18 protein-coding genes and 1 pseudogene are annotated in these 19,414 nt (G+C 68.8%); 10 read left to right on the top strand and 9 right to left on the bottom strand.

The annotated features are described in order from the left end of the window. Positions 1 to 6: 6 nt before the first annotated feature. The 5 genes from ACSMFO_RS37625 to ACSMFO_RS37645 all read right to left on the bottom strand — a co-directional run bounded on the left by ACSMFO_RS37625 (position 7) and on the right by ACSMFO_RS37645 (position 4,542). On the bottom strand, positions 7 to 651 hold the full coding sequence (locus ACSMFO_RS37625; protein WP_037342386.1) for a response regulator transcription factor: 645 nt from the start codon (positions 649 to 651) through the stop codon (positions 7 to 9). A gap of 8 nt (positions 652 to 659) precedes the next feature. Then, complete coding sequence (locus tag ACSMFO_RS37630) at positions 660 to 1,922, bottom strand: sensor histidine kinase (protein WP_436462235.1); 1,263 nt, start codon at positions 1,920 to 1,922, stop codon at positions 660 to 662. Positions 1,923 to 2,107: 185 nt separating this feature from the next. After that, positions 2,108 to 2,311 carry a hypothetical protein gene (locus tag ACSMFO_RS37635; protein WP_038510010.1) on the bottom strand — a complete coding sequence of 68 codons (204 nt, stop codon included), beginning with the start codon at positions 2,309 to 2,311 and terminating at the stop codon, positions 2,108 to 2,110. Between the two features lie 10 nt (positions 2,312 to 2,321). Next, positions 2,322 to 3,437 carry a fatty acid desaturase family protein gene (locus ACSMFO_RS37640; RefSeq protein WP_436462236.1) on the bottom strand — a complete coding sequence of 372 codons (1,116 nt, stop codon included), beginning with the start codon at positions 3,435 to 3,437 and terminating at the stop codon, positions 2,322 to 2,324. A 13-nt stretch (positions 3,438 to 3,450) separates the two neighbouring features. Then, positions 3,451 to 4,542 carry a ferredoxin reductase gene (locus tag ACSMFO_RS37645; RefSeq protein ID WP_436462237.1) on the bottom strand — a complete coding sequence of 364 codons (1,092 nt, stop codon included), beginning with the start codon at positions 4,540 to 4,542 and terminating at the stop codon, positions 3,451 to 3,453. A gap of 89 nt (positions 4,543 to 4,631) precedes the next feature. Here ACSMFO_RS37645 and ACSMFO_RS37650 point away from each other — a divergent pair, with 89 nt between their 5' ends. From ACSMFO_RS37650 to ACSMFO_RS37670, 5 genes are all read left to right on the top strand, one after another. Continuing rightward, positions 4,632 to 5,288, top strand: coding sequence for a TetR family transcriptional regulator (locus ACSMFO_RS37650; RefSeq protein WP_016336136.1), 657 nt, complete (start codon positions 4,632 to 4,634; stop codon positions 5,286 to 5,288). 180 nt (positions 5,289 to 5,468) lie between these two features. Further along, complete coding sequence (locus tag ACSMFO_RS37655; RefSeq protein WP_436462238.1) at positions 5,469 to 6,575, top strand: Re/Si-specific NAD(P)(+) transhydrogenase subunit alpha; 1,107 nt, start codon at positions 5,469 to 5,471, stop codon at positions 6,573 to 6,575. Then, a complete protein-coding gene (locus tag ACSMFO_RS37660) occupies positions 6,575 to 6,874 on the top strand; it encodes an NAD(P) transhydrogenase subunit alpha (RefSeq protein ID WP_016336134.1) in 300 nt (99 codons plus the stop codon). The genes ACSMFO_RS37655 and ACSMFO_RS37660 overlap by 1 nt, the downstream gene beginning before the upstream one ends. Further along, the gene (locus ACSMFO_RS37665; RefSeq protein WP_073849013.1) at positions 6,871 to 8,256 is read left to right on the top strand and encodes an NAD(P)(+) transhydrogenase (Re/Si-specific) subunit beta; all 1,386 of its coding nucleotides are present in this window, start codon (positions 6,871 to 6,873) and stop codon (positions 8,254 to 8,256) included. The genes ACSMFO_RS37660 and ACSMFO_RS37665 overlap by 4 nt, the downstream gene beginning before the upstream one ends. Further along, positions 8,253 to 8,981, top strand: a complete 729-nt coding sequence (locus ACSMFO_RS37670; RefSeq protein WP_436462239.1) for a lipoate--protein ligase family protein — start codon at positions 8,253 to 8,255, stop codon at positions 8,979 to 8,981. The genes ACSMFO_RS37665 and ACSMFO_RS37670 overlap by 4 nt, the downstream gene beginning before the upstream one ends. Positions 8,982 to 9,037: 56 nt before the next feature. On the opposite strand, the gene ACSMFO_RS37675 is transcribed toward ACSMFO_RS37670, so the two are convergent. Then, the gene (locus ACSMFO_RS37675) at positions 9,038 to 9,742 is read right to left on the bottom strand and encodes an Lsr2 dimerization domain-containing protein (protein WP_436462240.1); all 705 of its coding nucleotides are present in this window, start codon (positions 9,740 to 9,742) and stop codon (positions 9,038 to 9,040) included. 156 nt (positions 9,743 to 9,898) lie between these two features. Between ACSMFO_RS37675 and ACSMFO_RS37680 the strand changes: the two genes are divergently transcribed. Beyond that, positions 9,899 to 11,272, top strand: coding sequence for a dihydrolipoyl dehydrogenase family protein (locus ACSMFO_RS37680; RefSeq protein ID WP_436462241.1), 1,374 nt, complete (start codon positions 9,899 to 9,901; stop codon positions 11,270 to 11,272). On the opposite strand, the gene ACSMFO_RS37685 is transcribed toward ACSMFO_RS37680, so the two are convergent. Further along, positions 11,269 to 12,720: a hypothetical protein gene (locus tag ACSMFO_RS37685; RefSeq protein WP_436462242.1), complete on the bottom strand. Its 1,452-nt coding sequence runs from the start codon at positions 12,718 to 12,720 to the stop codon at positions 11,269 to 11,271. The two genes, ACSMFO_RS37680 and ACSMFO_RS37685, sit on opposite strands and share 4 nt — an antisense overlap. Before the next feature lie 193 nt (positions 12,721 to 12,913). Here ACSMFO_RS37685 and ACSMFO_RS37690 point away from each other — a divergent pair, with 193 nt between their 5' ends. The 4 genes from ACSMFO_RS37690 (at position 12,914) to ACSMFO_RS37705 (ending at position 18,263) form a co-directional block, all read left to right on the top strand. After that, on the top strand, positions 12,914 to 14,386 hold the full coding sequence (locus tag ACSMFO_RS37690) for a S8 family peptidase (RefSeq protein ID WP_436462243.1): 1,473 nt from the start codon (positions 12,914 to 12,916) through the stop codon (positions 14,384 to 14,386). A gap of 312 nt (positions 14,387 to 14,698) precedes the next feature. Beyond that, positions 14,699 to 15,202 (top strand): DUF3145 domain-containing protein, encoded by a 504-nt coding sequence (locus ACSMFO_RS37695; RefSeq protein WP_016336127.1) that lies wholly within the window; start codon positions 14,699 to 14,701, stop codon positions 15,200 to 15,202. A 42-nt stretch (positions 15,203 to 15,244) separates the two neighbouring features. Beyond that, the gene (locus tag ACSMFO_RS37700; protein WP_038510033.1) at positions 15,245 to 15,838 is read left to right on the top strand and encodes a hypothetical protein; all 594 of its coding nucleotides are present in this window, start codon (positions 15,245 to 15,247) and stop codon (positions 15,836 to 15,838) included. Positions 15,839 to 15,902: 64 nt separating this feature from the next. Next, complete coding sequence (locus tag ACSMFO_RS37705) at positions 15,903 to 18,263, top strand: cation-translocating P-type ATPase (RefSeq protein ID WP_436462244.1); 2,361 nt, start codon at positions 15,903 to 15,905, stop codon at positions 18,261 to 18,263. Here ACSMFO_RS37705 and ACSMFO_RS37710 read toward each other — a convergent pair. Both ACSMFO_RS37710 and ACSMFO_RS37715 read right to left on the bottom strand, forming a co-directional pair. Continuing rightward, positions 18,244 to 18,759, bottom strand: coding sequence for an alpha/beta fold hydrolase (locus tag ACSMFO_RS37710; RefSeq protein ID WP_436462245.1), 516 nt, complete (start codon positions 18,757 to 18,759; stop codon positions 18,244 to 18,246). The genes ACSMFO_RS37705 and ACSMFO_RS37710 overlap by 20 nt on opposite strands. Positions 18,760 to 19,121: 362 nt before the next feature. Continuing rightward, positions 19,122 to 19,388 (bottom strand): annotated as a pseudogene (locus tag ACSMFO_RS37715) (AfsR/SARP family transcriptional regulator); the annotation flags it as partial. Positions 19,389 to 19,414: the final 26 nt, after the last annotated feature.

Below are 19,414 nucleotides of genomic sequence, written 5' to 3' on the forward strand. Positions count from 1 at the left end.
CCCGCCCTAGGACTCCAGGTACCGCAGCACGGCGAGGACCCGCCGGTTGTCCCCTTCGGACTGGGGCAGCGCCAGCTTCCCGAAGATGCTCGACACGTACTTCTCCACCGAGCCCGCCGAGAGGAACAACGCCGCCGCGATGGCCGAGTTCGACCGGCCCTCGGCCATCAGGCCCAGCACCTCACGCTCCCGCGGTGTCAGCCCCGCGAGCGCGTCCGTCTTCCGGGTGGCGGTGAACAGCTGGCTGACCACTTCCGGGTCGAGCACCGTCTCGCCCTCGGCCACCCGGCGAAGCGCGTCCAGGAAGTCCGACACCTCCGCGACGCGGTCCTTCAGCAGATAGCCGACGCCGCCCGCGCGGTCGGCGAGGAGTTCCGTCGCGTACTGCGTCTCGACGTACTGCGAGAACAGCAGGATCGCGCACCCCGGCAGTTCCGCGCGCAACGCGATGGACGCGCGCAGTCCTTCGTCCGTGTGCGTCGGCGGCATCCGGATATCCACAATGGACACGTCCGGCCGATGTTCGCGTACCGCCGCGCACAGGCTGTCGCCGTCGGCGACGGCCGCGACGACCTCGTGCCCCCGAAGGTTCAGCAGTTCGACGAGCCCCGCCCGGAGGATGGCCGAATCCTCCGCGATCACGACGCGCACGCCGCCCCCTATTTCCGTAATGGTATTTCCGCGCTGATCACCGTAGGCCCTCCAGGAGGGCTGTCGATGTCGAGCCCGCCGTCCACCGTCGCGAGCCGCTCGGCGATCCCGGCGAGCCCTCCGCCGCGTACCGGCCGGGCCCCGCCTTCGCCGCCGTCGCGCACCACGAGCCGCAGGTCGTCGCCGACGATACCCACGTCGACCTCGATCGCGGAGGAAGTGTGTTTGGCGGCATTCGTCAGCAGTTCCGCGACGGTGAAGTAGGCGATGGTCTCGATCGACGGGGACGGCCTGCTCGGCAGGTCCACGGCGATCCGCGCGTCGATGCCCGAGCCCGCGGCCAAAGTGGACAGCGCGACGTCGAGTCCGGCGTCGAGCGCGGCGGGATGGATGCCGCGGGCGAGGTCGCGAAGTTCGACGAGTGCCTGTTTCGCGTTGGCGTGCGCGGCCGTGACCAGGGCGGTGACCTGCTCGATGTCGCCGTCGCCCGCCAGTTCGTCCTTCGCGATGCCGAGCTTCATCGCCAGCGCGACCAGCTGCGCCTGCGCGCCGTCGTGCAGGTCGCGTTCGATCCGGCGCAGCCGCCGGGTCGCGTCGTCGACCGCGGTCGCGCGGCTGCGTTCGAGGTCGCGCACCCGCTTCGAAAGGTCCTCGGCGCCGAGGACGCCGCGCACCAGCAACCGGTCGAATTCGGTGAGACCGCGGACCACCCACGGCATCGCCAGCAGGACGGCCAGTCCGGTGGCGGCGAGCGGCAGCGTGAGGGGCCACGTGTCGACGCGCAGGTCGAACGTCGGCATCGCGTCGCCGTGCAGGGTGAACCAGAACAGCGGATAGCTCAGCGTGCTCACCGCGTACACGACCAGGGTCGCGACCAGAAAGAACTCGATCAACGACAGCGGCAGCCGGATCACCAGATAGGCGATCGACCGCCAGCCGAGCGGATCCCCGAGCCTGCCTTTGACGGCGTTCCAGAGACCTGGGCGCAGTTCGGGCCGGGCGGGCGGGGTGACCGTCGTCCCGAGGAGGGCACGTGCCAGGCCGACGTGGGCGATCCCGATCAGCCTCGCGCCCGCCAGGACGCCGATGAGCACCGGGACCCCGATGGTCAGCAGGCTCAGGCCCGCCCCGAGGATCAGCCCGAGGACCACGAGCACCACGAACGCCAGCGTCAGCGGCGCGCCGATGATCACCCAGGCCAGTTCGCCCCAGTACGCGCGGCTCAGCTGTGCGCCGAGGACGCGTCCAGGCAGGGCGAGGCGGGTGATCACGGCTTCAGCTTGCCGTGGCCACCCGCCTCGTGCCCATCCAGGTTTCCCTAGTCTTCGGGGCTCGATACCGGAGCCCCTTGCCACCCGAGTACATGAAGGCCCCCTTCCTTGCGCCAGGCGCAAGGAAGGGGGCCTTCATGTACTCGGGAAGTTGCGACCGGCGCGGTACTGAGACGCCCTTGGGGCTAATCCGAATCGCGGCTCTCGTCCGCCTGCGCCCGCTGGGACGCCTCGCGCATCTCGATGACGTCCGTCAGCCAGTCGCCGGTCTCGCGGGCGATGTCCCGGATCGCGCCGGTGATGATCGTCGCGATGTTGCCGATGTGGGTGGCCGCGGACTCGGTGACCTCTTGGACCACGTCCTTGGTGCTTTCGAACTGACCGACCATGTCAGACACCTTAAGCCGCTCGGAGGGTCTTGTCGCTCTCCACGGTAGCCGGGGTGCGGGGCTCACCGTTCCACGGAAGGGCCAATTTCACGATCTTCTTGGCCACCGAGAACAGCTGCTTGTGCAGGGGACCGGTGTTGTACGGCAGGCCGTACTTCTCGCAGATCGCCCGCACCTCGCCCGCGATCTCCGGGTAGCGGCGCGCCGGGATGTCCGGGAACAGGTGGTGCTCGATCTGGTGCGAGAGGTTCCCGGTCATGACGTGGAACAGCTTGCCGCCGGTGATGTTCGCCGAGCCGAGGATCTGCCGCAGGTACCACTGGCCACGCGACTCGTTCTCGGTCTCCTCCTCGGTGAAGCTCTCGACGTCGGCGGGGAAGTGCCCGCAGAAGATGATCGAGAACGCCCACAGGTTGCGCGTCAGGTTCGCGGTGGCGTTGCCGAGGAAGGTCAGCGGCGCGAGCGGACCGGTCAGCAGCGGGAAGAGCACGTAGTCCTTGCCGACCTGACGGCCGGCCTTCTTGAGCATCTTCAGGCCGACCTCCTTGTTGTCCGACCACTTGCGCTCGCCCTTGACGACGCGGTCGAACTCGAGGTCGTGCAGCATGACGCCCCACTGGAAGAACAGGGCGAGCAGCGTCGCGTACACCGGGTTGCCCAGGTAGTACGGATTCCACTTCTGCGCCGGGTCCATCCGCAGGACGCCGTAACCGATGTCGCGGTCCTTGTCGAGGATGTTCGTGTAGGTGTGGTGGATGTAGTTGTGGGAATGGCGCCAGTTCTCCGAAGGCGCGACGGTGTCCCACTCGAACTGCTGGGAGCTCAGCGCCGGGTCGCGCGTCCAGTCGTACTGGCCGTGCATGACGTTGTGGCCGATCTCCATGTTGTCGAGGATCTTCGCCACCGAGAGCGCGGCGACGCCGGCGACCCAGGCGGGCGGGAAGAATCCGGCGAACAGCAGGCCACGGCCTGCGACCTCGAGCGCGCGCTGGGTCTTGATGACGTTGTGGATGTAGTCGACGTCCACCTGGCCGAGGTCGGCGACGATCCGCTGCCGGATCTCGTCCAGTTCGCGGCCGAAGTCCTCGACCTGCTGAGGGGTCAGCTTGTCCTGCAAGCCGGTCATGGCCTGCTCCTTTCTAAGCGTTGATCTCGACGTCCCCGACCGGGACGGAGATGCAGAGCTGGATCTCTTCGTTCTCTTCGCTGGAGGTCTCGCCGGTCTTGGCGTTGCGCACGCAACCGGAGGTCTTGATCTGCGTGCACGAGAAGCAGATGCCCATGCGGCAGCCGTGTTCCGGGCTCAGTCCCGCTTCTTCGGCCTGCTCCAGCAACGGTTTCCCGGAGTTGGCGACCTCGCGGCCGCTGCGTGCGAAGCGCACCTGTCCTTCGGCGTTCTCGATGTCGAAGGTGAGCGCGGGCGGGGTGAACTCCTCGGTGTGCAGATGTGCACCGATGCCGTCGGCCTCGAAGACCTCGCGGACCGAGTCCATCAACGGCTTCGGACCGCACAGGAAGGTTTCGGCGTCGGGGTACCACGGAGCGGCCTCCGTGAGGTGCTCCTTCGAGAAGAAGCCGTGCAGGTCGCCGCCGGTTTTGGCGTGAGTGAACGCGTGTACCACCCGCAGGCCGGGCAGGCGGCGGGCGAGATCTGCGAGTTCGGTGCGATAGAGGGCGTCTTCGGCGCCGTTGGAGTAGTGCAGGAAGACGAGATCGCCCTCGAACTTCTCGTCCGCCAGCGTGCGCAGCATCGACAGGACGGGCGTGATCCCGCTTCCGCCGCTCAGCAGCAGGATCCGCCGCGGCCTCGGCGAAGGCAGGGTGAACTCACCGTCCGCAGTGGACAGTCCGAGCACCGAACCGAGGGTGACCGTGCGGTTCAGGTGTCGCGAGACCAGGCCCTGTGGGTCGGCCTTGATGGTCAGTTCCAGTGTCCCGTCGTGCTCCGAACCGGCGGGTGAGTAGCAGCGGGTGCGGCGGACGCCGTCGATCTCGACGGTCACCCGCACGTACTGGCCGGCGAGGTGGCCACGCCAGGCCCGGCTCGGCCGGATGGTCAGCGTGACCGTGTCGGGTGTCTGCCGCCGGACGCCGGTGACCAGGCCGCGGATCTCGCGGCGGACCAGCATCGGGTCGACGAGTTCGAGGTAGCGGTCCATGCCGTGGGGCGTGAGCAGGGCCTCGGCCAGCGAGGCCAGCCGCCTGGCCCTGCGCGGTACCAGTGCCGTCATCACTTCTCCCAAATTCAGTGAACGCTTGTACACTGAATAGTGAAGTGGTGAAGATCCCGCTTGTCAACGCGAGAGGAGGGCGATGTGACGTGGGTGATAGCGCGGAGGCGATTACGCTGTCCGTCGTGACAACCGAGCCCGTTTCCCGGCAGGAACGCAAGCAGCGCACCCGGCAGGCACTGCTGGACGCGGCGCTCGACCTGGTCGCGGAACGCGGGTTCTCCGGGCTCAGCCTGCGGGAGGTCGCGAAACAGGCCGGGATCGTGCCGACGGCGTTCTACCGCCATTTCGCGTCGATGGACGAACTCGGCGTGGCGCTGGTCGAGGAGTCGATGCGCACCTTGCGCACGATGATCCGCTCCGCGCGCACGAGGCCGTCGGCGTACAACGACATGATCCGCTCGTCGGTGCGCATCCTGCGTGAGCACGTACGGGCGCACGAGGACCATTTCCACTTCCTGACCAGGGAGCGCTACGGCGGTACCGGCCCGGTCCGGCAGGCGATCGGCTTCGAACTCAAGCTCTTCGTCAGCGAACTCGCCGTCGACCTCGCGCGTTTCGACTTCCTCCGCGACTGGAGCACCGAAGATCTGCACCTGCTCGCCGACCTGATCGTGACGACCATGCTCACGACGGTGCTGGAGCTGCTCGAAACACCTTCGCGTGACGACGAGATCGTGCGCACGGCCGAACGGCGGCTGCGGCTGATCTTCCTGGGCGTGCCGAACTGGCGCAGCGTTCCGTGATGCGGAAACCGTTGCCATAGCGCGCATATGACGTCGCGCACCTGGATCGATGGCTGGATCGATCGTGATGAGTGATGTCACGGAAAGATGCCGTCCGGATACGTTCAGCCAGGAAAGTTGTCGGCCGGACGTGGTAAACAGTGCGGGTTCGTGTGGTCCTCTCCAGCGAGGAGGTCGCCTGTGGCGGCAGAGAACGAGCAGCTCACGGTCGGCGTGGTCCGGGAAACCGGACAAGGTGAACGCCGCATCGCGCTGGTACCGAAACTCATCGAGCGCGTCTCAGGACGCGGACTGCGGGTGGTGGTCGAGCCCGGCGCGGGCGCCGGCGCGCTGCTCGCCGACGAGACCTTCGAGCAGGCGGGCGCGGTGATCGGCGATCCGTGGGATGCCGACATCGTGGTGAAGGTGGCGCCTCCGAGCGCGGCCGAAGTCGCGAAGCTCAAACAGGGCACCATCCTCATCGGCTTCCTGAATCCGAGGGGTGATCCCGAGGGGATCGCCGCGCTCGAAGCGGCGGGCGTCCGCGCCTTCGCCGTCGAGGCGATCCCACGGATCTCCCGCGCGCAGGCGATGGACGCGTTGTCGTCGCAGAGCAGCGTCGCGGGCTATCGCGCCGTCCTCCTCGCCGCGGAGAAGCTCACCCGCTTCTTCCCGATGCTCACCACCGCCGCCGGAACCGTGCCCCCGGCCAAGGTGCTCGTGCTCGGCGCCGGTGTCGCGGGGCTGCAGGCCTTGGCGACGGCGAAACGGCTCGGCGCGCAGACCACCGGGTACGACGTCCGGCCCGAGGTCGGCGAGCAGGTGAAGTCGCTCGGCGCGAAATTCCTCGACCTCGGCATCGAGGCGGTCGGCGAAGGCGGGTACGCCCGCGAGCTGACCGACGAGGAAAAGGCCGAGCAGCAACGCAGGCTCACCGAGGCGATCACGAAGTTCGACGCCGTGATCACCACCGCGCTCGTCCCCGGCCGCAAGGCGCCGATCCTCGTCACCGCCGACGCGGTGAAGGGGATGCCCGCCGGTGGGGTCGTGGTCGACCTCGCGGGTGAGTCCGGCGGTAACTGCGAGCTGACGAAACCGGGTGAGGAGGTCGTCGAGCACGACGTCACCATCTGCTCGCCGCTCAACCTCGCCGCGGAGATGCCCGCGCATTCCAGCGAGCTCTACGCACGCAACGTCACCGAGTTGCTGGAACTGCTCGTCGACTCCGAAGGCAAGCTCGCGCTCGACTTCTCCGACGAGATCGTCGCCGGGGCCTGTGTCGCCGGAAAAGAAGAAGGAGGCGAGTGATGCTCGTCGGCAGTTTGGCGATCCTCGTACTCGCCGGATTCGTGGGCTTCACGGTCATTTCCAAGGTGCCCAACACGCTGCACACTCCGCTCATGTCGGGGACCAACGCCATCCACGGCATCGTCCTGCTCGGCGGGCTGATCGTGCTCGGCCTCGGGGTGGACGGCGTGTTGAACAAGGTCCTGCTGGTGATCGCGATCGCCTTCGGCACGATCAACGTGGTCGGCGGCTTCCTCGTCACCGACCGGATGCTTTCGATGTTCAAGGCGAAGAAGCCGGAAGACGGTGGTGACAAGTGACGACCTTCATCGCCGTCCTCTACATCATTTCCTTCGCCCTGTTCATCTACGGCCTCATGGGCCTGACCGGTCCGCGCACCGCGGTGCGCGGCAACTGGATCGCCGCCGTCGGCATGGGCATCGCGGTGATCGCGACGCTGCTGACCCCGGGCATGAGCAACTGGCTGCTCATCGCGCTCGGCGTGGCGATCGGTGTCGTCGTCGGCGTGCCGTCCGCGCGCAAGGTGAAGATGACCGCGATGCCGCAGATGGTGGCGCTGTTCAACGGCGTCGGCGGCGGGGCGGTCGCGCTCATCGCGTGGGTCGAGTTCCGCACCACCGAGGGCTACGCGCACGAGCCGGCGTACGTCGCGATCGCGTCGTTGTTCGCCGCGATCGTCGGATCGGTGTCCTTCTGGGGTTCGAACATCGCGTTCGGGAAACTGCAGGAGCTCATCTCCGGCCGCCCGATCACCCTGGGCAAACTGCAGCAGCCGGTGAACGCGCTGGTGCTGATCGCCGCGATCGTGCTCGCGGTCGTCATCGCGAGCGGCGGCGACGCAGAACTGCTGATGATCGGCCTGCTGGTCGCGGCCGGCGTCCTCGGCGTGGTGGTCGTGCTGCCGATCGGCGGCGCGGACATGCCGGTCGTCATCTCGTTGCTGAACGCGCTCACCGGTTTGTCGGCGGCGGCCATGGGGCTCGCGCTCGACAACACCGCGCTGATCGTGGCCGGCATGATCGTCGGCGCCTCGGGTTCCATCCTGACGAACCTGATGGCGAAGGCGATGAACCGGTCGATCCCGGCCATCGTCGCCGGCGGGTTCGGCGGCGGCACGGCGGTCGCGAGCGGTGGCTCCGGCGAAGTCCGGCCGGTCCGCAGCACCAGCGCGTCCGACACCGCGATCCAGATGGCGTACGCCAACAAGGTCGTGGTCGTGCCCGGATACGGCATGGCCGTCGCGCAGGCGCAGCACGTCGTCCGCGAGATGGCGAAGTTGCTGGAGGCCAAGGGGATCACGGTCGCGTACGCCATCCATCCGGTGGCGGGCCGGATGCCGGGGCACATGAACGTGCTCCTCGCCGAGGCCGACGTCCCGTACGAGCAGCTCAAGGAAATGGACGAGATCAACTCCGAGTTCGCCCAGACCGACGTCGCGCTGGTGATCGGCGCGAACGACGTCACGAACCCGGCCGCGGAGACCGATCCGGGCTCGCCCATCTACGGGATGCCGATCCTCAAGGTGAACCACAGCCGGTCGGTGATCGTGCTCAAACGCGGGATGAGCTCGGGCTTCGCCGGCATCGACAACGAGCTCTTCTACGATGCGAAGACAAGCATGCTCTTCGGCGACGCCAAATCGTCGGTGGGCGAGATCGTGGAGGAACTCAAAGCACTGTGATCGGTCCTTCGGAAGTCGTCGCCTCGTTCGACGACCCGGCCGACAACCTCGCGTTCGACGAAGCCCTCCTGCGCGCCGCACCGGAGGCGCCGGTCCTGTGGATCTGGCGCAACACCGACTGTGTGGTCGTGGGGCGGGGGCAGAAGATCGAACGCGAGGTCAAGGCCGATGTCTGCGCGAGCGACGGCGTCCCGGTGCTGCGCCGGGCCAGCGGTGGCGGCACCGTGTTCCACGATCCCGGCAACCTGAACATCACGTTAGTCCTGCCGGGACCGTCGCACAGACCGCTCGAAGCACTCGGGGAACTGATGACCGCGACGGTGGCCGAACTCGGGCTGCCGTCGCGGCTCGGTGATCGAGGTCTGTTCGTCGGTGACGCGAAGCTGTGCGGTTTCGCCGTCTTCCGGACGCGAACGGGCTTGCTCGCGCATTCCACCCTGCTCGTTTCGACCGCCGCCGAACGGGTCGGCCGGTACCTCACTTCGGCACCCGCGGATCCCCGTCCGCTCGATTCCCACCGGAGCCGGGTCGCGTCGCTCGCCGAGCACGGCCTGCGGAAAGGTGTTGCCGACGTCACGGCCGCCGTCCGCGTGGCGGCGGCCGCGCAACTGGGTGAACTCGTCACCCGGAAGCCCTCGGACGAGGAGCTGGAGTGGCACCGCTCGCTCCAGCACACGCGGTACCACTACCCGGAATGGCATGCCGAGGGCGCTCAGCGTAAATGAACTGAAACAAAAAAAGGCCCTTTCGCGAATATCGCGAAAGGGCCTTTTTCGATGAATTACTTTTCGGTGGCCGAGAAAGTGACGGCGGGCACCTTGCGGGCGGCACGCGTGGTCTTCTTCGGCTCGGTGGCCTTCTTCGCCGGAGCCTTGGCCGCGGCCTTCGGCGCAGCCTTGGCGGCGGTCGTCTTCGCGGCGGCGGCCTTCGGAGCGGCCTTCGTGGCCGTTGTCTTGGCGGTGGCCTTCGCCGCCGTCTTGGCCGGGGTCTTCGCCGCGGCCGCGGCCTTCGCTCGGCCGGCCGGAGCCTTGGCCGCCGTGGTCTTCGCCGCCGCGCCGCGAGTCGTCTTCGCCTTGGCTGCGGTGGCTTTCGCCGTGGTCTTGGCGGGAGCCTTCGCCTCCGCCTTGGGCGCGGCGGCCTTCTTGGCGGCGGCGGGCTTGCGCCCGGCGACGCCCTTGGCGGCGGGCTTGCGGCCCGGCTTCGCGGCCGTCTTCGCCTCGGCCTTCGCCGCGGTGGCCGCGGTCTTCGGGGTCGACTTCGACACCCGCGCGCCCTTGGGGCGCTGCACGACCCGCGGCCGCAGTTTGCGTCCGCCGATCCGGCGGCCGTTCTCCACATAGGCACGCAGGATTTCCCGGAGTGCGGTGGCGTTGTCGGCCGAAAGGTCGATGTCGTAAGCGATTCCGTCCAAACCGAAAGCGACCGTTTCCTCGGCCGCCTCGCCGGTCAGATCATCCAGCAAATGCACAGCAGTGTTCCTGGCCATGAAAAACCTCCCGCGCTCGATCGTTCTACTGCGTAACCGGCACGGTGAAACCTGAACCCGCGGCTGATGACTCACGCAGCGACACGAGGATAGCGGCAGGTTGCGCGAAGCTGCGCGGTGGTGTGCGCTGAATGCATGTCAGCACAGACTTTTGACGTGATCGTGATCGGAGGCGGCCCGGTCGGCGAGGTCGCCGCCGAACGGGCGGCACGAGGCGGCCTTCAGGTCGCGCTCGTCGAACACGAACGCTTCGGCGGCGAATGTTCTTACTGGGCCTGCATTCCGAGCAAGGCGCTGCTGCGGCCGGGGAACCTCCTCGCCGCCGCCAAACGGGTACCCGGTGTCCCGGTGGGCGACGCGGTCGACCCGGCCGCGGTGTTCGCGCGGCGGGACTGGTTCACCGGCAAGGGAGACGACACCGGTCAGGTCAAGTGGGCCGAGGGAGCCGGGATCGTCCCGATCCGCGGGCACGGCCGGATCACCGGTGAGCGGAAGGTCACGGTCGACGGAGGTGACGAGCTGACCGCGCGGCACGCCGTGATCGTCGCCACGGGCAGTGTTCCGCGGATACCGTCGATCCCCGGGCTGGACACGATTTCGCCGTGGGGTTCGCGTGAGGCGACCTCGGCGGAAGCGGTCCCGCGCCGCCTCGGCGTATTGGGCGGCGGTGTCGTCGGAGTCGAAATGGCGCAGGCCTTCGCCACGCTCGGCGCCGAAGTCCACTTGATCATCTCGGGGGCGCGTCCCTTGCCGCGGCTGCCGGAATTCGCGGGCGACGCCGTCATCGCGGGGCTCCGCGAAGCCGGCGTCACCGTGCACACCGGCTCCGGTCTCGACTCCGTGTCCGCTGTGGACGGTGGTAAGGAACTGGCGTTGAAGGGCGGCGACCGGTTGGTCGTCGACGAACTGCTCGTCGCCACCGGCCGCCGCCCGGCGACCGACGGACTCGGTGTGGAGACGCTCGGGCTCGAAGCGGGCGCGCCGCTCACGACCGACGACAACGGCCGTGTGTCCGCTGTGGACGGTGACTGGCTGTTCGCCGTCGGGGATGTCACCGGCCGGGCGCCGCTGACCCATCAGGGCAAGTACGCGGCCAGGGCCGCGGGTGACTCGGTGGCCGCGCAGGCGGCGGGCAAGCCCGTCGATTCCGCCGCGTGGAGCGCGCACAGCGCCACGGCCGACCACCACGCCATCCCGCAGGTCGTCTTCACCGACCCGGAGGTCGCGTCGGTCGGGCTCGCCGGACCCGAGGAGGGCAAACCGCATCGCGTCGTCGACATCGACATCGCGGTGGCGGGTTCGTCACTGCACGCGGACGGTTACGCGGGCAAGGCGCGCCTCGTCGTCGACACCGAACGCGACGTCCTGGTCGGCGCGACCTTCGTCGGGCAGGACGTCGCCGAACTCCTGCATTCGGCGACGATCGCGATCGTCGGGGAGGTCCCGCTGCCGAGGCTGTGGCACGCGGTCCCGTCGTTCCCCACGATCAGCGAAGTGTGGTTGCGCCTGCTTGAGGCGTACGGCCTCTAACCGTTGACAGGCAGTTCGAGCGCGGCCTTCGCGCCGCGCACGAGGCCGGGATCGTCCGGAGTGGACGGTCCCGGCAGCCACACCACCTGGATCAACCGGACCGATTTCCCGTCGAGGCTGCTCTGGTAGGCGGCACCCTCGAACACCGGCACTTCGCCCTGCCATTGGTTGGTCTCGGTGGCGAGATCGAGGATGCCGCCACCGCCGGGATTGTCGGCGATGGCCTTGAACGCGTTCGCCTGCTCCGTGTTCGGGAATTCCACGACGGCGATCGTCACCGCCGCGGCACGGCCGTCGATGGAACTGGCGAAGCTGGCCCTTTTCACCGTCGAGCAACTCGTCTGCTGAAGACTCGACTGGACGTCGCCATACGCGTGGGACGCGCATTTCTGGTCCGCGGCCGACGCCCGCGAAGTGAACTGGATGTTCTCCACCGCGCTGCTGCTCGGCGGCGGGGGACTGGTCGCCGGGGTCGGCGGCGGGGGAGTCTGGGTGGACGCGGTGTCGTCGCCGCCGGAAGCCACGCTGATGGCCGCGACCAGCAACACGATGAGCAGGCCGATCGCGGCGACCGGAAGCCATTTCACCGTCTTGGACTGCCGCGGCGACTTCGGGGCGGGCTCGGCGGGTGCGGGAGCAGCGGCCGCCGGCGGCGGGGTCTGCCGGGCCGGGGTAACCGGCTTCTCGGGAGCGGCCTGCTGAACGGGCGGAGCGGGCTTGGCGGGAGGAACGGGCGGCGCGGCCGGTTTCGCCGGTCTCTTCCCCTTCCCCGGATGCTGGACCGGAACCGTCGGCGCGATCGCGACGAGCGGGTTCTCGCGGATCACCGTCGGCTCGTCGTCGGAGTAGGCGCTGAAACCCTCCCCGAGCAACATCTCCTCGGGCATCGGCGGCGCGTCCGGGGCGAGCGCGGCGATCAGGTCCCGCGCCTGCTGGACCGAGCGGGGGCGGGGCGCGGTGGCCAGGGACACCGTCGCGGCGAGCATCGTCGTCGCCGTCGGGTAGAGGACGCGGACCGAACCGGCGAGATCCGCGGCCGGCTGGTCGACCGTCTCCACGTAGGGGCCGACGGCGATGATCGTGCCGATCGGCCCGGCGCCGGGGGCGACGTCCGCGATCTTGTGCGTGCAGGCGGCGGACAGCGAGAGCGCGTCCGTGGCCGGGTTGATCGAGGTGTCGCCGTGGACCAGCGGCCAGCCGTCGGCCTTCCACGGTCCGCCGAGCGGGGCTTCGAGTTTCAGGGCCGGGTCCGGCAGGTCGACACCGATGACGATGAGGACACCCTTCGGCATGACCACGACGGCCTCGACGGGCCGTCCCTCGACCGGGCTGGCGCCGATCAGGGCGACCCCGCCGACGACGTTGCTGCCCCGGCCGAGTGAAGCCAGCGCGGCGCGGACGTCCTCGGCCACCCGGGACGGCTGTTGAGCGAGGCGAACGAGTCGCACCGAACCCCTCCCCATCTCGTCGGTCTCGCTGCACAAACTAGCGCCTCCATCCGGACTAACGGCACGACACGTCCCAGGTAGGCGCCGTGACGTTGCTCCGAAAAGTTGTAATGCACGTGAGCACCGTCACCCGTCCGGGTGGTACTCGTTGGTAGGTGACAGTTCCTTGCCCCCTGTCACCAGGAGAAACGCAATGGCCGTATCTCGACCCTGGCGTCGACGCGCCGCGCTCGTCGTCGCCCTGCTCGCCGTCCCGGCCGCGGGGATGGTCCCCGCGCAGGCCGCGGGACCGTCGGCACCCGTCGCCCCCGGACTCGCCCGCCTCCTTTCGGCCGTCACCGGCACCGCGGGGGTGACCGCGCTCGTGCACGCCGACGACGTCGCCACCGCCGAACGTGCCGCCCGCTCGGCCGGGCTCACGAAGATCACCTCGTTCGGGAAGATCGGTGTTGTCGCCGTCCGGGGCACCGCCGACCAGGTGCGCACGGTGCGCAAGGCCGCCGGGGTCACCTACGTCGAAGGCAACGAGAAGCTCAAGGCGCACGGCAGCGCCGGCACCACGGCGACGCGGAGCCTGCAGACGCAGACTCAGCTCAAGGACGCCGGTGGCGCTCCCGTGGACGGCAAGGGCGTCTCCGTCGCGATCATCGACACCGGGGTCGACCCGACGCATCCGGCGTTCAAGGGCGCCGACGGCAAGACGCGGGTGGTGCGCAGCCTCAAGAGCCTCTGCCTCGACGGCACGGCGACGAACTGCATCGTCGACGTCCCGACCTCCGTCGACACCGACACCCTCTCCCTGGGCGGCCACGGCACGCACGTCACCGGCATCGCCGCCGGCAACCGGCTGACGCTGGCCGACGGCACCAAGGTCGGCGGCTCGGCACCGGGCTCGAAGATCGTCTCGGTTTCGACCGGGGCCGCGCTGCTCGTCCTGGGCACGGACGCCGCGCTGAACTGGGTGCTGGAGAACCACAAGGCGCCGTGCGGTGCGGGCGTCGCGGCGTCGGTGTGCCCGCCGATCAAGGTGACCAACAACTCCTACGGTCCCAGCGGCGGTGGCGCCTTCGACCCGAACTCGGCGACGGTGAAGCTGCAGCGCGCGCTCGCCGCGGAAGGCGTCGTCACGGTGTGGGCGAACGGGAACGACGGCGGCGACGGGTCGGCGAACCTCTCCAACCCGCCGGGGCAGGACCAGACGCCGGGCGTGCTTTCGGTGGCGTCGTTCAACGACCAGGGGACCGAAACCCGTGACGGCACGGTCTCCGACTTCTCCTCGCGTGGTCTCAAGAGCAGCCAGGCGAGCTGGCCCGACGTTTCCGCGCCGGGGGAGAACATCCTGTCGTCGTGCCGGCCGACGCAGCCGATCTGCACGCAGGGCCTGCAGCCCAAGAACGGCCCGGGGCTCCTGGATCTCGCCACCTACAACGTGATCAGCGGGACCTCGATGGCGGCGCCGCAGATCACCGGGATCGTCGCGCAGCTGTTCCAGGTCGCGCCGAACGCGAGCCCCGCCGACATCGAGGCCGCGATCAAGGGCACCGCGTACAAGTTCGCCAACGGTTCGCCGTACGTCGCGGCCGGGCCGTACACGTCGAGCTTCGACAAGGGCACGGGTCTCGTCGACACCTTCGCCGCGGCGAAGTCCCTCGGCGCCCAGGGCTGAGCCAAGTCCGTGAAGGCCTCCTTCCCTACCCTCAGCGTAGGGAAGGAGGCCTTCACGGCATGGGGGCACAATTGCCGTCCCCGGGTTAACCCGCGTGAAGGGATCTTTTCTTCGGCTCAGCCGAAAGAAGGGGGCCTTCGCAGGAGTCTCGCGTCCCAATCAGGTGCGACTTGTGGTGTTCATGTGGCCAAACAGCACAGTTGGGGTGCACAATGTGCTCACGCGTACCGGGAGGCGGCACGAGCCACCTGACCAGCGCAGCTCGCGAGGTCGTAGGGGAAGACGCCCCTCGTCGAGTAGCGGAGGTCAGCAGTGAGCACCCGTGGCAACACCCGTGGCGTGGTGTACGTCCACTCGTCGCCGTCTGCGGTGTGTCCGCACGTCGAGTGGGCCATTTCGGGCACCCTGGGTGCCCGAGTCGAGTTGAAGTGGACGGCGCAGCCCGCCAGTCCAGGACAGCTCCGCGCCGAATGTGGTTGGCGTGCGCCTTCGGGCACCGGCGGAAAGCTGGCGTCCGCGCTCAAGGCGTGGCCGATGATCCGGTTCGAAGTCACCGAAGAGCCCAGTGCGGGGGTCGACGGGGAGAGGTTCTGTTTCGCTCCGGGCCTCGGCCTGTGGCACGGCAGGACCAGTGCCAACGGCGACATCGTCGTGGGCGAGGACCAGTTGCGCGCCTTGGTGAGCAAGGTCCGCTCCGGCGAATCGCTGGCGCACAAGCTCGACGAGCTCCTCGCCGCCAATTGGGACGAAGCGCTCGAACCGTACCGGCACGCCGGTGACGGTGCCCCGGTCACCTGGCTGCACCAAGTCGGGTAGACGCCGGTGAAGACGGAAGAGGCGGGCGGCTAACCTTTCAGGGTGACCGCCCAGCCTCGCCCCCTCTCTCGCCAGCGGTGGCTGATCCCCGTCCTCGTGGTCGTGATCTCCTTGACCGTCGGCGTCGGGTTGCTGGCACGCGATCTCTACACGCGCCCGGAGGCCGAGCCCACCCAGCCGGTCGTCAGCGAGTCGCCGACGTCGGTCGCCCCGGAGCAACAGCCCGGTTCCCCCGTCGTCGAAGTGACCCCCGACGTCTTCGCGCATCCGCAGTACCAGAGCGTCCGCCAGGTACTGCAGGGGTATTTCGATTCCATCAACGAGCGTGACTATCCGAAGTGGACTTCGGTGGTCAGCCGTGACCGGGCCAAGAGCAAGACCTCGGCGGAGTGGAAGAAGGACTTCCAGTCCACTAAGGATGGCAGCATCCTCGTCTATCGCATCGAGCCGGGCGCGCCGAGCACGCTCCGGGTGCTCGTCGCGTTCACCAGCACGCAGGACGTCGAAGACGCGCCGGTGTACCTGCCCGAGGGATGCATCCGGTGGCGGCTGGTGCTGCCTCTGCGGCTGGAGAGCGGGTCGTGGCGCGTCGACACGACCGACGGCGGCACCAACCCCGAACACGAAAGATGCTGAAGTAAGGGACGACATGGTCCCCGAGGCTGACGCGGGCGTGGGCCGGGCGGAATAGAGTCGCGGCATGGCAATAGATCAGCCGGCCCTGCTGACCGACGCCTCGAGGGGGCTCACCAGCGAAGAGGTCGCCCAGCGGGTGGCCGCGGGCCAGACCAACACGGTCTCGACGAAGACCAGCCGGACCACCGGCGAGATCATCCGCGCGAACGTCTTCACCCGGATCAACGCGATCTACGGTGTGCTGTTCGTGCTCATCCTGTCGACGGGGTATTTCATCGACGGGCTGTTCGGCGGACTGATCATCGTCAACAGCGCGGTCGGCATCATCCAGGAGCTCCGCGCGAAACGGACCCTGGAACGGCTCGCGATCGTCGGACAGGCGAAGCCGACCGTCCGCCGTGACGGCCAGAGCGCCGAGATCGCCCCGGAAGACGTCGTGCTCGGGGACCTCGTCGAACTGGGGCCCGGCGACAAGATCGTCGTCGACGGCCCGGCACTGACGGCCGACGCGCTGGAGGTCGACGAGTCGCTGCTGACCGGTGAATCCGATCCGGTGGTCAAGCAGCCCGGCGACAAGGTGCTCTCCGGCAGCTTCGTCGTCGCGGGCAGCGGCACCTACCGCGCGGACATCATCGGCGACGAGTCCTACGCGGCGAAACTGGCCGCGGAGGCCAGCAAGTTCACCCTGGTGAAGTCGGAGCTGCGCCAAGGCATCGACAAGATCCTCAAGTTCATCACGTACCTGCTGATCCCGGCGGGCGCGCTGACCATCTACAACCAGCTCGCGGGCGACCAGGCGTGGCCGGACGCGCTGCGCGGCATGGTCGCGGCGCTCGTGCCGATGGTGCCCGAGGGTCTGGTGCTGATGACCAGTGTCGCGCTGGCGGTCGGCGTGATCCGGCTGGGCAAGCGCCAGTGCCTGGTGCAGGAACTGCCGGCCATCGAAGGTCTCGCCCGAGTCGACGTGGTGTGCGCGGACAAGACCGGCACGCTGACCGAGAACGCGATGCGGCTTTCCGACGTCCGCGAGATCACGCCGGGCCACCCGGTGGACGACGCGCTGGCCGCTCTCGCCGCCGCCGACCCCCGCCCGAACGCGAGCCTGCAGGCGATCGCCGAGGCGTACCGGACCGATCCGGGCTGGCGCGTTTCCACGACGATGCCGTTCTCCTCGGCGCGCAAGTGGAGTGGCGCGTCGTTCGGCGGCGACGGCGACTGGGTGCTCGGCGCGGCCGACGTCCTGCTGCCCGAGGGCGAGCACCGGGCGGAAGCCGAGAAGATCGGCTCGCGCGGTCTGCGTGTCCTGTTGCTCGGACGTGCCGAACGGGCCGTCGACGCGGCCGAGGGCCCCGGCGACATCGAACCGGTCGCGCTCGTGGTGCTGGAGCAGAAGGTCCGCCCCGACGCGAAGGACACTTTGGACTTCTTCGCGCACCAGGACGTCGCAGTCAAGGTCATCTCCGGCGACAACGCCATCTCGGTGGGCGCCGTCGCGGGCACCCTGGACCTGCCGGGCGCGGACAAGCCCGTCGACGCGCGAAAGCTGCCGGAGGACGCTGAAAAGCTGGCCGACACGGTGGAGGATCGCGCCGTCTTCGGCCGCGTGACGCCGCTGCAGAAACGCGCGATGGTCGGTGCGCTGCAGTCGAAGGGGCACACCGTCGCGATGACCGGCGACGGCGTGAACGACGTCCTCGCGCTGAAGGACGCGGACATCGGCGTCGCGATGGGCGCAGGCAGCCCGGCCACCCGCGCGGTCGCGCAGATCGTGCTGCTGGACGACAAGTTCGCCACCCTGCCGCATGTCGTCGCCGAGGGGCGGCGGGTGATCGGCAACATCGAGCGTGTCTCGAACCTGTTCCTCACCAAGACGGTCTACTCGGTACTGCTGGCGCTGATGGTCGGCATCGCGCAGGTGCCGTTCCCGTTCCTGCCGAGGCACATCACGATCACCGCGTGGTTCACGATCGGCCTGCCCGCCTTCGTGCTCTCGCTGGCGCCGAACAACGAACGCGCCCGCACCGGTTTCGTCGGCCGGGTGATGCGGATGGCCGTGCCCGCCGGGCTGGTCATCGCCACCGCGACCTTCGTGAGCTATCTGCTGGTGTACAAGGGATCCGGTCAGTCCGAACTGGACAAGATCCAGGCGGGGACGACGGCGCTGATCACCCTCATCACGATCGCGCTGTGGGTGCTCGGGATCGTCGCGCGGCCGTACCGGTGGTGGAAGATCCTGCTGATCGGCGGGATGGTCGTGCTGACCCTCGCGCTGTTCCTGATCCCGTTCACGCAGAAGTTCTTCGCGCTGGACCCGAGCGTGAGCGCGTACACGATGTCGGCCTTCGCCTGTGCCGGGGTGGGGATCGTGCTGGTGGAGATCGCCTGGTGGGCCGGGCGGCATCTGGTCAAGCGCCAGGAAGCCTGACCGGGTCGGCGAGGAAGTCCACGATCGCGTTCACGACCGCGGGCGCGTCTCCGACATAGGGGAGATGGCTGCGGCCCTCCAACGCGACGAACCGGGCGTCCCGGATGCGGGTGGCGAGTTCTTTGCCCGAGGCATACGGGATGGCCCGGTCTTCTCGCCGGTGCAGCACCAAGGTCGGGACGGTGACCTGGTCGAACAGTTCGGTGACGCGGAATCCATAGCATGTGGTCAGCAACCCGGCGGCCGCCTCGGCGGACGCCGTCGCGCGCTGCATCCGGACGAACCGCGCGCGGGATGCCGCGTCGCCGTCGGGCATCAGGACATCGGCGAGCAGTTCGGTGCCGAGGCCCCAGTTCTCGCGGACCAGCCCCACGAACGCCCGCCGGGCGGACGCGGGCGCGATGGTGCCGCCGTCGGCGTACCCGCCGTACAGAACGAGACGATCCGTTCGGTGGGGGTGGCGGGCCGCGAACGCCAGCGCCACCGGCGCGCCCATCGAAACACCGAGCAGCGACACCCGCTCCGCACGGCCGCGTCGACGACCGTGCGTAACGCTTCGACCTCGCTGTCCAGCGACCGCGGCGGGATAACCGGCCCGGACAACCCGGTGCCCGGCATGTCGTAGCGGATCACCCGGTGCCCGGCCACCAACGGTGCGTAGAACGCGCGTAGTCCCGGGTCTTCCCAACCCAGCTCCAGCGACGCGATCCAGGCAGGCGGGATCACCAGCGGGGAGCCCCGGCCGGTGGCGTTGTAAGCGATCCGCGCACCGGAGCCGGTGGTGCAGAACCTGTTCGGCTCGGCGGTGAGTGGTGCCGCTGGCCGGTCCAATGAGGTGTCCTGACGGAGCAGCGCGGCGTGCGACTCGCGCAGGGCCGGGCCCGGCCCGACACCGAGCTGTTCGTCCAACGCACGTCGCAGCCGGTCGTACACGTCAAGCGCGTCCGCCTGCCGCCCCACGCCGTACAACGCGAGCATCAGCTGTCGGTGCAGGTGCTCGCGGAACGGATGCCGGCGGCACAGCTCTTCCAGTTCGGGCACTAGGGCGTGTCCTGTAAGTGATCTAGCTGGGGTTCGGTTGGATTGCGGGTGTGGTTGGTCGTGGTGAGTTGACGGATAAGGCATGGGCGGTGATCGAGCCGTTGCTGCCG

The organism is Amycolatopsis sp. w19 (assembly GCF_051373225.1).
Classification (GTDB): Bacteria; Actinomycetota; Actinomycetes; order Mycobacteriales; family Pseudonocardiaceae; genus Amycolatopsis; species Amycolatopsis japonica.